The sequence below is a fragment of the Bradyrhizobium sp. UFLA06-06 genome, assembly GCF_054820065.1.
The window spans coordinates 1-12,370 of sequence record NZ_JADFUD010000020.1 but is presented as its reverse complement, the minus strand read 5'-3'; the positions used below and the strand labels follow the sequence as shown (position 1 = coordinate 12,370).

The window sequence follows — 12,370 nt, the reverse complement described above, 5'->3', positions numbered from 1 at the left end:
CGATAAGCGGCATTATCTGGGCATTTCCAAGCCTTTGTGCCGCAGCTGATATTTCGCCGCAGGGATCCGGATCAAAACAAGTTGCTTGGAATTCCACCCTCAAGGAGAAATGTTTCACTTTTTTCAGAACCCGTTCACTTAAGCCTTATCCCGTCCTATACTGGAACAGACAGCCTCAAATACAAATTCAACTGTGACTTCAAAGAGATGAGGTAAAATCATGACACTTCCGATTGGCGCGACCGCACCGGACTTCGAAGCCCAGACCACTGAGGGCAAGATCAAGTTCCACGACTGGATCGGCAACAGCTGGACCCTGCTGTTCTCCCATCCGAAGGACTTCACCCCGGTCTGCACGACCGAGCTCGGCGCGCTCGCCAAGCTGAAACCGGAATTCGACAAGCGCGGCATCAAGCTGATCGGCCTTTCGGTCGATCCCGCGGATCGCCACGCCAAATGGGCCGAGGATATCCTGGAGACGCAGGGGGCGGCCCCGAACTATCCGCTGATCGCCGACACCGACTTCAACGTCTCCAAGCTCTATGAGATGCTGCCTGCCTCGACGTCCGGCGACCCCCTCACCCGCACGCCGGCGGACAACCAAACGGTCCGCAACGTCTTCATCATCGGCCCCGACAAGAAGATTAAGCTGGTGCTGGTCTATCCGATGACCACGGGTCGGAACTTCCAGGAGATCCTGCGCGTCATCGACTCGCTGCAACTCACCGCCAAGCACCGCGTCGCCACCCCTGCCGACTGGAAGCAGGGCGAGGACGTGATCATCGCAGGCTCGGTCAGCAACGACGAGGCCAAGACGATCTATCCGCAGGGCTGGAAAGAACCGAAGCCCTACATCCGCATCGTGCCGCAGCCGAAGTAACGGCCGGCACGCAGCGTCCGGGTGGCCCGCGCACAGCCTGTTATCGTCTGGTTTCGTGACGATCTGCGGCTGTCGGATCACCCGGCCCTCTACGAAGCAGCCAGCCGCGGCGCACCCGTGGTTGGTCTCTATGTCCGCGACGACGAAAGCCGTGCCCTGAAACCTCCAGCCGCACGCTCCCTTGGGGGCGCGACGCGCTGGTGGCTGGCGCAATCGCTGCGTGCACTCGGCAAGAGCCTCAAGGCGATCGGCGGCACGCTGGTGCTGCGCACCGGACCGGCCGCCTCCGTGATCGCCACACTGGCGCGCGAAATCAACGCGGGCGCCGTGTTCTGGAACGACATCGCGCAGGCACCGCATCAGGCGATTGCCGCAGACCTCGAATCCGCGCTCGCAACTGACGGCATCGCTTGGCGGATTTTTCCCGGCGACCTGCTCGTCGATCCCAAGGCGATCCGCAACAAGGACAACCGGGCCTTGCGCGTGTTCACGCCGTTCTGGCGGCGCGTCCAAGGCCTCGGCGATCCGCCAAAGCCGTTGCCGGCGCCGAAGAAGCTTACATCCATCCGCGGCATCGCGAGCGACCCCCTCGGCGATTGGAAGCTCGAGCCTGACCGGCCGGATTGGGCCGGCGGCCTGCGCGAGACCTGGACACCCGGTGAAGTCGCGGCGCAGGCGCGGCTGAAGCGATTCCTCGATGAGCGGATCAGCGGCTACGCCGGCGACCGCGACCGGCCCGACCGCGACGGCACCTCGCGCCTGTCGCCGCATCTGCGCTTCGGCGAGATCAGCCCGCGGCAGGTCTGGCATGCGGCACGCTTCGCCGCCGCCGAAGACTCGCGCCTTGCCGGCGACATCGACAAGTTCCTCAGCGAGCTCGGCTGGCGCGAATTCTGCCGCCATCTGCTGTTCGACATCCCCGACCTGGCGCAGCGCAACCTGCAGGAGCACTTCAATGCCTTCCCGTGGAAGCGCGACGCCCGCGCGCTGAAGGCCTGGCAGCGCGGACTCACCGGCTATCCGATCGTCGATGCCGGTATGCGCGAGCTCTGGCACAGCGGCGTGATGCACAACCGGGTGCGGATGGTGGCGGCCTCGTTCCTGGTCAAGCACCTCCTGATCGACTGGCGCGCCGGCGAACATTGGTTCTGGGATACGCTGGTCGATGCCGATGCCGGCTCCAATCCGGCGAACTGGCAATGGGTCGCGGGCTGCGGCGCCGACGCTGCGCCCTATTTCCGTGTCTTCAATCCGGTCCTGCAGGGCGAGAAATTCGATCCCGACGGCGGCTATGTCAGGCGCTGGGTGCCGGAGCTCGCGCAGCTCTCCAACGACCTGATCCACCAGCCCTGGTCAGCAACACCGATCGAGCTGGCGAGCGCCGGCATCGAACTCGGCAAGACCTACCCGCCGCCGATCGTCGATCACAAAGAGGCCCGCGAACGCGCGCTCGCGGCCTATGCCAAGATCCGCGGCAAGAATTAAGCGCGGCGATTGACCAGCAGCACCGCCGCGGCGCAGGCGGCCATGCCGGCAATGGCGACATGATCCAGTCGCTCGTCGAACAGGATGTAGGCCATCAGCGCGGTCACCGCCGGCACCAGATAGAACAGGCTCGCGACCGAGGTCGCGGCGTGGTGACGGATCAGCCAGTACAACAGCCCGATCGAGCCGATCGACAGTGCGAACACCAGCCAGGCCAGCGCCAGCACGAACTCGCCGGTCCAATGCACGACATTGGTCTCGAACACAAAGGCGCCGATGCCGAAGAAGATCGTCACCGCGATGTACTGCACCAGATTGCCGGCGCGCCAGTCGATCCGGTTGCAATAGCGCCGTTGATAGAGCGTGCCCAAGGTGATGCTGATCAGCGAGACGCCGGAGGCGAGCCAGCCCCACCCCGCCTCGCCCGTCATCGGCCGGTTGTGCAGGATCAAGACGACGCCGGCGAGGCCGAGCACCAGCCCGCCCCATTGCAGCGGCGTGACGCGCTCGCCCAGCCAGCGGTTGGCAATGGTCGAGGTCAGGATCGGCTGCAGGCCCGGGATCAAGGCCGACAGCCCGGCCGGAACCGAATGCGCGATCGCAATCGCGGTGCCGCCGAGATAGAAGCCGTGCACCAGGATGCCGGCGACCGCGCTGTGGAAGATGCCTGTCCGGTCCGGCCAGTTCGGCCGCGCGATCGCGGCGATGACCGCCATCACCACAACCACGAACGTCATCCGGATCGCCAGATAGGTCAGCGGCTCCGCATTGTTGATGACGTATTTGGTGCCGATGAATCCGGTGCTCCACAGCACGACAAAGATCGCCGGCGCCAGACGAGCGGCAGTTTCCTCGAAGCTCTTGTTCATTGCAGGCCGTCATTGCCTGAAGATGAGGCAGCCAGCAATCGCGAATTTAACGAGGGTGGCGGGCGAGCCCGCGGCTGTAAGCAGGTGGCGCCTCACCCACAGTGTCGTCCCTGCGAAAGCAGGGACCCATACTCCGCGGCGGATGTTGTGAAAGGGACTCGTCGTTCCAGCGGCCTTCAACGATAACCATCGGTGGTTATGGGTCCCTGCTTTCGCAGGGACGACACTGAACGTGTTGCACGGTCTGCTAGCCACACATTCGCATTCTCGCGACATTGCCGATGACACGAGACCACTCTGACCTTGCAGACGCTCGCGGACCCAACGCCTGTCGCTGCAATCACAACTATTTGTCCTCGGGGATGCCATGCGCGTTTGTCGGATGCGGCATCTCGTCCTCGCGGATACGCTCTCCGAGCAATGTCGCAGCCATCCGTCGCGGCGCGTTCCGGACAACACAAGGATTTGCCGTCGCCGAATACCGGCGGCCAAAAACACTGCACAAGAAGAGCCGGCCACGAGCCGGACAAGAAGAAAAACAATGGATGAAGTGGCGTTGGTCGTCGTTCGGGCGGTCGAGAGCGGCGCGACGACGACGAAAGATATTATCGGCGTGACCAGATTGTCGCGCCTCAAGGTCGAGCGTGCACTGAGCACGTTGGAGAAGCAGAAGCTGCTCCTCCGCGAACGACAAGGGTCGTGGGCCCTCGGCTTTCCCGTGGCTCCGACGGTCAGGCAGTGTGGATCATGCACCCTCTGCTGCAAGGTGCTTGAGGTGACCGATCTCCGCAAGCCGATGAATACGGTCTGCAACCACATCCTGGCGGGCGGCGGATGCGAGATCTACCACGAGCGTCCCCGGCAGTGCCGGTCATTCAGCTGTGCCTGGCTGCAAGGCCACCTCGATGACGATTGGTTTCCCGAGACCGCGGGCATGGTGCCGCATTTCGGGCTCGACGCGCTGAATGTGCAGGTTGACCTCGATGATCCCGACCGCTGGCGCGAGGAACCCTATTTCAGCAAGCTGTGCGAACTTTCGTTGAAGGGCCTCAGGGTAAGTGAAGGGCGGCCGTATGCCACCCTCGTCATCGTCGGTCAGGACCGCTACCTGCTGCTCGGGCGGACCATCGTGCCCGATCCAACGCTGTTCGGCACCGCCTTCGTGCCGATTACGTTCGATACCTTCCGCTACTGGAAGGCAACATCGCTTGAGCATCTGCAGCGGTTGAACGATCGGGTCATGGAGATCCAGCGCATCCAGCAGGAGTTCGGCCATTGCGCCATCCCTGACGACGACGATCCCTCCCCGCCTTACCGGCCGGCTCTTCTCCAACGGTCGAAGGAACTGGGCGTGATACGCACGACGTGACGACAGCCGGACACAGGCAGGTCAGTTCGTCATCTGAGGTGATACTTCCTGCCGTTGGTGTTCGGGTCGGTATTGTCGCTGGTCGAGAACATCAAGGCCGGACCGAAGTAATTCCAGGTGTCCCGGTAAAATGCGAATCGGCCGGCGCCCTTGTCGATGATCTCTTGCTGGGCGGTGTTCGCGGGGCCGAGCAGCCGGTCGTCTTCGTACAATCGGGCAGTCTCGAGCGTGCCATCCACATATTTGACGGGGATGAGATACGCATATCCCTTGTAAAGACGGAAGGCACCACGCAACAGGTTCCTGTCGATCGGACTCGGAGGAACCAGAAAAAGGAATGCACTCGACGCCAAGGCAAAAAGCGTCGACCCGATCACGATGCGCGTGCTGGCAGATGTCCTCAACGACACTTTTCCCTTGGCTCTTGCTTGCGAGGCTTCCCGCCTTCTGTAGCGCGGGCCTGCAGTGCAGACAACCGACCGGCCGCCGCCACGCCTTGTCGCGAGCCGGATCTGGCTCGCGATATTTCCGCATCGATCGACAATCAGATTGTCGCCGCGCGGCCGGCTGATCCGCCCAGGACTGCCATCAGCACCGTCGCGACGGCGCAGCATGCGAGCGCGACCTCCCAGCCTCCGGTCGCATCATGGGCCAGTCCGGCAAGCGGCGGGCCCGCAGCGGCGAGCGAGTAGCCGAGGCACTGCGCCATGCCCGACAGCGCGGCCGCCTGGTGGCTGTGCGAGGTTCGCAGGCTGACGAATGTCAATCCGAGGATGAAGGCTGCGCCCGCCCCGAAGCCGAACAGCGCGACCCACAGCATTGCGAGCGCCGGAAACTGCCACAATCCCAGCAGCGAGACGCAGGTCGCAAGCGACACGGCAATCGCAATGCCGCGCTGGTCCTTCATGCGCCGGACCATCGGCCCGAGGATCAGGCCGGGGACCGCGGTGGCCAATTGCAGCACACCGTGCAGCGTACCCGCCGTCGCCGCCGGGTAACCTGCCTGCACGAGGATGGCGGGCAACCATCCGACGATGATGTAGAACACCAGCGAGGTCAGGCCGAGGAAGCCGGTCACCTGCCAGGCGAGCAGCGAGTGCCAGATGCGCCCGCGATGCGGCGAAGAGGCCGGCTCGACCGTCGGGGCCGCGTGCGTCCCCAGCTGGGGTGCCCAGGCCATCAGCGCCCAGACCGGACCGGACGAGCGCAGCGCGATCCCGCCCGCGATGACAAGCAACGCACCGAACAGCGACCGCTCGATGCCCCATTTGCGCCCGAGCACGGCTGCAACCGGTGAGATCGCCGCGAATGCCAGCAAGGGCAGCGTCGTCAGGATCCCGGCCTCCGCCGCGCTGATCCCGCTGGTCTCACCGATCATGCCGAGCATCGGCGCCACGCCGGTAATGGGCGCGCGAAGCGTCGAGGCGATCAGCAGGATCCCCGTCAACAACAGCCCCTGCCCGCCCAGCGTGCGCATCGGCGCAATCATCGTCATCGCATGCTCCTGGCCATTTGCATCGCCAGGCTATCGACTTGGCTGCCGGAAGAATTTACATATCTGTGCCATCGATCGCTAAATTCGGTCACTCGACGGGTTTCCGGCTCCGTTATGGGCTTTCAACTTCGCTATCCTTGGCCGGACCTTGATCCGGATGACGTCGCGGCGGCGGCCATCGCCGTGCGCCTCGACGTCACCGAAAACAAGGCCGAGGCGGCCGAGCACGCGCACCGGAAGGGAGAGCTCGTCTTTGCGCTCGGCGGCGGCGTGATGTGCCGCGTTCCGAACGGGTTGTGGATGGTGCCCCCGCATTGCGGCGTCTGGCTTCCCGGCGGCACGCGCCACACCAATATCGCAACCGCCAATGCGCGGATCTTTTTCGTCTTCATCGAGCCCGGTGCCGCCGACCTGCCCGACCGCTGCTGCACATTGTCGATCTCGCCGTTGCTGCGCGAGCTGATCATCGAGCTTTCCGACCGCATGCAGCACGACGGCGGCAGCGAGACGCTCGTTGCGCAATTGCTGCTGAGCGAATTGCCGCGCATGCCGCTGCAGCAGCTGCATCTGCCGATCTCGCCCGAGCCACGCTTGCGACGGATCGCGGCAGCGCTCGCCGATGATCCGGCCGATCGCCGCACGATGGCCGAATGGGCCGAACGCGTGGCGCTGAGCGAGAGCAGTCTGGCGCGTCTCATCCTGAGAGAAACCGGCCTGACATTCGGGCGCTGGCGCCAGCAACTGCATTTGATCGTCGCATTGCGCGAGCTCTCCGCCGGCGCGAGCGTACAGCAGGTCTCGTCCGCACTGGGCTATGAGTCCGTCACAGCCTTCATCACCATGTTCAAGAAGGCGCTCGGCAAGCCACCGGCGAAATATCTCAGCGATATCATGCAAGGTAGCGGCTCGGCCTTTGCGGCTGGCGCGCGAATTTAGGAACACCAGTCAGCAACGGACGTTTTCGACATATCGGGCGAACGACAGGCGAGCCGCCTGCGCCGGGCCGCCAATGCTTGAGGATGCCAGATGCCCTACGCGCTGTTCGATCGCGACAAACAAATCGACAAGGCTTTTCCGACGGAGAAGCAGGCGTGGGAACATGCACTGGTCTCCGGGCTGGTCTTCGATGTTCCGGTCGCGGATGAGGCTCCGGGCCAGGTGCTGCCAGCCGGCTATCACATGAAGCAAATTCCCGGCGACAGCGAAGTCTGCGAGCCGGCGCCCGAATGGAAATTGCCGAACGAAATTTCGTGATCGGCACACCGATTGCGATCGCGACGTTGCGCGATAAGTAACGCCGAACCAGACCAACAATTCAGGATGAGCGCATGGCCGAAACCGGCAAGATTTTTCACGTTCGCTGCGTCGACAACACGTTGCAGCGGGACACGCTCTCGCTCGGGCGCGTCTACGAGGTGACAAGGGATATCGAACGTGACGGCTATTACGAGCTCAGCGGATTGGGCCGCTTCAGCCGGTCCAGATTCGAGGTCGTCGAGCCGAACGACGACACGGCCGAAGTCCGGCGGACGTCTCGATCAAAATAGACAGGAGAGCGCGATGCCCAGAGGCGACAAGTCGAGCTACACCGACAAGCAGAAGCGGCAGGCCGAGCACATCGAGGAAGGCTACGAGCAGCGCGGCATTTCGAGCAGCGAAGCCGAGCGGCGCGCATGGGCGACCGTCAACAAGGAGACCCACGGCGGCAAGAAGAGCGGCTCCGGCCGCGGCACGCGCGAGGATCACTCGCCGTCGCGCAAGGGCGGCAAGCTCGGCGGCAAGGCGGCCGCGAGCCGCCCCGCGGCGGAGCGGTCGCGCTCGGCCAAGAAGGCCGCGCGGACCCGCAAGCGCCGGGCAGCCTGATCCGCACTGGCATCATTTCGCCGGCAGGAAGACAATACCGGAAGGCAATACCGGGCGCTTTGAGGCGGCGCCTCGCAAATGCGTGATCGGGCGCCACCATTGGTTGCCTTCATTTGGGCACCTATCGGGAACAGGCTGTCGGGCCAGGAAGCAAGGCGGCCACCGCAGGGGGTGCCTGCAATTGACGTATCGGTCCCATAGCAGCTGGCAGGACGTGGATCTGCGCAATCTCGTCCGCGTCATATCGGCCTGCACCCTCGGGCTTTGGGCATTTGCGGCCGGCCTCCTGATCGGGACCTTCCTGCTTTGATGGATCGGCGCGGCACGCGCCGCCTGCCTATCCGCCGCTCAGGTGATGCGCGGCGACGAACAGGACGAGCGCGCTAAGCACCAATGCCGATGTGGCGCCGGCAACGCTACGCGCGAGTTCAGCCTTCGAAAGATTGGATCTGGTTGCCATCGCAGCCTCCCGTTCGCGCGAGCTGAGCCGCAGCCGCTTCGGCGGCCAGGCTCGCTCATGGAGACATTCGCATCACCAGGATGAACGCATCATGAGCGAAACGAACCGCCGGTGCCTCCGTTCCAAAATCTGACCCAGTGGATCACTTTCGGAACCCGGGCGTTGACCGCATGCGGCAAGCGGACCGGGCCGCGCCGGAATTGGAAATCGGAGATGCCATGGTGATCCGCTGGGGGCGGCTTCAACCGGCAATTTGGGCGACCGTCATCCTGCTCGTGAGTATCACGGCAGCCGACGCCGAGGGCGACAAGGCGAGCAGGCCATCCGAGTTCATTCTGCTCGCCCAGATCGCGCTCCTGATCGCGGTCGGGCGCGGCCTCGGCGAATTGATGCAGCGGATCGGCCAGCCCTCCGTGATCGGCGAACTGCTCGGCGGCCTGCTGCTCGGACCATCGCTGTTCGGCTGGCTGTGGCCGTCGGCGCATAGCGTGATCTTTCCGCCATCCGGCGAGCAGAAGGCGCTGATCGACGGCATTGCGCAGTTCGGCATCCTGCTCCTGTTGCTGCTGACGGGCATGGACACCGACCTCAAGCTGGTGCGCAAGGTCGGCCGCGCCGCGACCACGATCTCGGTGGCGGGCATCGCGGTGCCGTTTGTCTGCGGCTTCGTGCTCGGCGAATTCCTCCCCGACGGCCTGCTGCCGCATCCAGAAGCGCGGCTGATCGCATCGCTGTTTCTCGGCACGGCGCTGTCGATCTCCTCGGTGAAGATCGTGGCCGTCGTGGTGCGCGAAATGAACTTCATGCGCCGCAATGTCGGCCAGATCATCGTCGCCAGCGCGATCATCGACGACACCCTCGGCTGGATCATCATCGCCGTCATCTTCAGCCTCGCCTCGCGCGGCAGCCTCGACCTGCTCTCGGTCGCGCAGGCGCTGTTCGGCACACTGGCCTTCCTCGCGGTCAGCTTCACGATCGGCCGGCGGCTGGTGTTCCGGCTGATCCGCTGGGCCAACGACCATCTGGTCTCTTCGGCGGCGGTGATCACCGTGATCCTGATGTTGATGTGCGGGATGGCGATGATCACGCACCTGATCGGCGTGCACACCGTGCTCGGCGCCTTCATCGCCGGCGTGCTGGTCGGGGAATCCCCGATCCTGACCCGGCGGATCGACGAGCGGCTGCGCGGGCTGATCTCGAGCCTGTTCATGCCGGTGTTCTTCGGGCTCGCCGGCCTCAGCGCTGACCTCACGGTGCTGAAAGATCCGTCGGTGCTGGGGCTGACCGCGGCGCTGGTCCTGATCGCGAGCATCGGCAAGTTCGGCGGCGCCTTTGTCGGCGGCGCGCTGGGCGGGCTGACTCGGCCGGAATCCTATGCGCTGGCGAGCGGCATGAATGCACGCGGCTCGACCGAGGTGATCATCGCCACCATCGGCCTGTCGATGGGGATGTTGAGCCAGACCATGTACTCGATGATCGTGGCCATGGCGATCCTGACCACGATGGCGATGCCGCCGATGCTGCGCAGCGCGCTGGCGCGGCTGCCGCTCGGCAAGGACGAAAAGGAGCGGCTGGAGCGCGAGGAATATGAGCAGCGCGGCTTCGTCGCCAATCTCGAGCGGCTGCTGCTCGCGGTCGATGAAAGCAGCAATGCGACATTCGCCGCGCATCTCGCCGGCCAGCTCGCCGGCGGGCGCGGTCTGCCGATCACGGTGCTGCATGTCGGCGCCAACGCCAAGCTGCAGGAGCAGAACCGCGCCGATGCAGAGAGCCCCGAGGCGGCGGTCATCAACGCCGCCAAGGCGAGCGCCGAAGCCGATGCGGGCGGCGGCGGCGGCAATGTCGACGTCATCAGCCGCGCCCGCGAGGAGACGGCGGCGGAGGCGATCGCCGAGGAAGCCAGAAAGGGCTTCGACCTGCTGGTGGTCGGCATGGACGCGGTTGCCGGCCCCGATGGCGGCTTCGACAGGCGGCTCGACGACCTCACCTCCGGCTTCGACGGCCCGCTGGCGATCGCGGCCGCCAAGGGCGTGCACGAGAAGGAGCCGACGGCGAATGCGCGGAAGATCCTGGTGCCGGTTTCGGGCAGCAACGTCTCGCGGCGCGGCGCCGAGGTCGCGATCGCGCTGGCGCGCCTCTCGAGCGAGCCGCTGCAGGTGGTTTACGTCTCGACCACGCGCGACAAGGGCGCCCGCCGTACCAGCCCCAGCATGTCGCTGGCGCATGAGGAAGCGATCCTGAAGGACATCGCGGCGACCGCGGCGCGCTATGACATCAACGTGACGACGCGGCTACGCACCAATACTGCACCTGAGGTCGCGATCCTGCAGGAGATCGCGTCAAGCCGGGCCGACCTTGTCGTGATCGGCGTCGACCGCATCCAGGGCGACAGCCTGAATTTCGGCAGCATCGCCGCGGCCGTGCTCGGCAAGTCGAAGGCGTCCGTCCTGCTGGTGTCGGACGGCGACGTCAGGCCCAAGACCTGGGACCCCAAGACTTGAAACAAACATCTGAGCAAGGAAGTTCGGGGCGCGCGAGAGCGTCCGCGTCTACCACTCTTCCGGACAGGGATCGACGATCTTCCAGAGATCGACCCCGTTCTTGATCTTCTTCATCTCGGTGGTGAGCCCGCCATTGCGGCGGATCCACTCCTTCACCGTATCGGGGTAGTAGGACATCAGGTCGGAGGTGCCCTCGAGGCTGGTGACCTTGATGCCGAAGGTGAAGGCCTTGTCGTAATAGGCCTGGTGGAAGCCGATGCTGGCCCGCGGCGTGACGCAGATCTTGTTCAGCGGCACGATGCCGAACACCAGCGTGCAGGCCGAGTTGCAGATGCCGTCGATCACGACGCGCTCGCGGCGCTCGCGGATCTGCTTGTACTTGGCCTTGTACTCCTCGACATAGCCGCCATGGTCGCGCGTGATGTGCAGCACCGCCCGCGCGGGCGTCGCGGCCAGAACCGAGAGCAGCAAGGCGACAAGGGGCGTGATGCGCATGGATCGTTCGAAACCGCGGGAAAGGCCGGGCCCGGGCGGACCTGACCGCAAGACTCTGGCCGGACTGTGTTGGCAATCCGTTAAGCATCCGCAAAAAGGCAAAATTTGGCGCGCTGTGGCTGATTTCCCGCAGCTTTTGGCCCCGATTCCGGGTTAAATGGGCGTTGGGGCGGCCCAGAATGCCGATTCCCGTAAATGCCCGGAGGCCGTCCATGACCAAGACCAAGCTTTTCGCCGCCCTCGCTCTGGCCGTGATGGCCCTGACCCCGGCGGTCGCGGCCGACCTCACGGCCCATCCGCGCCACCACCGGCATCACCACCACGCGCATTCGGGCCTGCCCTACCACATCAGCTATCTGCACAATTACGGCCCCGGCCCGACTGCCGGCAGCTTCGCCTATTACGACGGCCCCGCGCGCAACAAGTGCTATCAGAGCGCGGCCGCCTATATCGGCCAGGACCACCGCCGGCATCCCTGCTTCTGACGGCTTCAAGGAGAGGGCCGGCGGAACGCGCCGGCACTGCCGGATGCCGCGCTCCGTGGCTGCTGGCCCTCCCCGCCCAAGTCTGATAATCGACCCGCAACGCGCTCGTAGCTCAGCTGGATAGAGCATCGGATTTCGATTCCGAGGGTCGGGAGTTCGAATCTCTCCGAGCGCGCCAACGATTTTACCGATAGATCAATAATTTAAGCCGCGCTCATTTCGTTCTGAATGATCGTTTTCGTGTTGCGAGCCAGCTCAACTCGCTCTGAACAAAATCAACGCGTTACCAACCACTGCAAATCGTTCCGCGCAACACGGGCGCAACACGGCGGTTCATCCTCCGTTCGCGTTTTGCCTAGGCGCCGGGCGCAACTGAACCGACCTCGTTCTGGCTAAAGCGTGATGGCATTAAGTTCGATAGCCTGAATTTTTGAGGTAGTTGGCACATTCCTCGGAGGTGAAGGCGTC

The 12,370-nt window shown here is 64.4% G+C and carries 14 protein-coding genes and 1 tRNA gene; 10 read left to right on the top strand and 5 right to left on the bottom strand.

The window, feature by feature from the left end; genetic code table 11:
* Positions 1 to 220: 220 nt before the first annotated feature.
* A complete protein-coding gene (locus IF803_RS18540; protein ID WP_016844449.1) occupies positions 221 to 880 on the top strand; it encodes a peroxiredoxin in 660 nt (219 codons plus the stop codon).
* Between the two features lie 21 nt (positions 881 to 901).
* Positions 902 to 2,365, top strand: coding sequence for a cryptochrome/photolyase family protein (locus IF803_RS18535; RefSeq protein ID WP_461193035.1), 1,464 nt, complete (start codon positions 902 to 904; stop codon positions 2,363 to 2,365).
* Here the strand turns inward: IF803_RS18535 and IF803_RS18530 are convergent.
* The gene (locus IF803_RS18530) at positions 2,362 to 3,234 is read right to left on the bottom strand and encodes a DMT family transporter (protein WP_461193034.1); all 873 of its coding nucleotides are present in this window, start codon (positions 3,232 to 3,234) and stop codon (positions 2,362 to 2,364) included. The genes IF803_RS18535 and IF803_RS18530 overlap by 4 nt on opposite strands.
* A 541-nt stretch (positions 3,235 to 3,775) precedes the next feature.
* Between IF803_RS18530 and IF803_RS18525 the strand changes: the two genes are divergently transcribed.
* Positions 3,776 to 4,603, top strand: coding sequence for a YkgJ family cysteine cluster protein (locus tag IF803_RS18525; protein WP_461193033.1), 828 nt, complete (start codon positions 3,776 to 3,778; stop codon positions 4,601 to 4,603).
* 29 nt (positions 4,604 to 4,632) lie between these two features.
* Here IF803_RS18525 and IF803_RS18520 read toward each other — a convergent pair whose 3' ends face one another.
* Both IF803_RS18520 and IF803_RS18515 read right to left on the bottom strand, forming a co-directional pair.
* Entirely contained in the window at positions 4,633 to 5,217 is a 585-nt protein-coding gene (locus tag IF803_RS18520) for a hypothetical protein (protein ID WP_461193032.1), read from the bottom strand.
* Positions 5,148 to 6,098: an MFS transporter gene (locus IF803_RS18515; RefSeq protein WP_461193031.1), complete on the bottom strand. Its 951-nt coding sequence runs from the start codon at positions 6,096 to 6,098 to the stop codon at positions 5,148 to 5,150. The genes IF803_RS18520 and IF803_RS18515 overlap by 70 nt, the downstream gene beginning before the upstream one ends.
* Positions 6,099 to 6,212: 114 nt before the next feature.
* On the opposite strand from IF803_RS18515, the gene IF803_RS18510 reads away from it, so the two are divergent.
* From IF803_RS18510 to IF803_RS18495, 4 genes are all read left to right on the top strand, one after another.
* Positions 6,213 to 7,034, top strand: a complete 822-nt coding sequence (locus IF803_RS18510; RefSeq protein ID WP_461193030.1) for an AraC family transcriptional regulator — start codon at positions 6,213 to 6,215, stop codon at positions 7,032 to 7,034.
* A 90-nt stretch (positions 7,035 to 7,124) separates the two neighbouring features.
* Complete coding sequence (locus IF803_RS18505) at positions 7,125 to 7,352, top strand: hypothetical protein (protein WP_028339229.1); 228 nt, start codon at positions 7,125 to 7,127, stop codon at positions 7,350 to 7,352.
* 74 nt (positions 7,353 to 7,426) lie between these two features.
* Entirely contained in the window at positions 7,427 to 7,645 is a 219-nt protein-coding gene (locus IF803_RS18500) for a hypothetical protein (RefSeq protein WP_253589996.1), read from the top strand.
* A 13-nt stretch (positions 7,646 to 7,658) separates the two neighbouring features.
* Positions 7,659 to 7,961 carry a hypothetical protein gene (locus tag IF803_RS18495; RefSeq protein ID WP_028339231.1) on the top strand — a complete coding sequence of 101 codons (303 nt, stop codon included), beginning with the start codon at positions 7,659 to 7,661 and terminating at the stop codon, positions 7,959 to 7,961.
* Positions 7,962 to 8,298: 337 nt separating this feature from the next.
* Here the strand turns inward: IF803_RS18495 and IF803_RS18490 are convergent, their stop codons facing one another.
* Entirely contained in the window at positions 8,299 to 8,421 is a 123-nt protein-coding gene (locus IF803_RS18490; protein WP_256438759.1) for a hypothetical protein, read from the bottom strand.
* Positions 8,422 to 8,639: 218 nt separating this feature from the next.
* On the opposite strand from IF803_RS18490, the gene IF803_RS18485 reads away from it, so the two are divergent.
* Positions 8,640 to 10,922: a cation:proton antiporter domain-containing protein gene (locus IF803_RS18485; RefSeq protein WP_304495754.1), complete on the top strand. Its 2,283-nt coding sequence runs from the start codon at positions 8,640 to 8,642 to the stop codon at positions 10,920 to 10,922.
* 48 nt (positions 10,923 to 10,970) lie between these two features.
* On the opposite strand, the gene IF803_RS18480 is transcribed toward IF803_RS18485, so the two are convergent.
* Positions 10,971 to 11,417, bottom strand: a complete 447-nt coding sequence (locus IF803_RS18480) for a hypothetical protein (RefSeq protein ID WP_304495755.1) — start codon at positions 11,415 to 11,417, stop codon at positions 10,971 to 10,973.
* A 212-nt stretch (positions 11,418 to 11,629) separates the two neighbouring features.
* On the opposite strand from IF803_RS18480, the gene IF803_RS18475 reads away from it, so the two are divergent.
* Together IF803_RS18475 and IF803_RS18470 are read left to right on the top strand one after the other, a co-directional pair.
* Positions 11,630 to 11,902, top strand: a complete 273-nt coding sequence (locus IF803_RS18475; RefSeq protein WP_304495756.1) for a hypothetical protein — start codon at positions 11,630 to 11,632, stop codon at positions 11,900 to 11,902.
* A gap of 101 nt (positions 11,903 to 12,003) precedes the next feature.
* A tRNA-Arg gene (locus tag IF803_RS18470) sits at positions 12,004 to 12,080 on the top strand.
* Positions 12,081 to 12,370 lie beyond the last annotated feature (290 nt).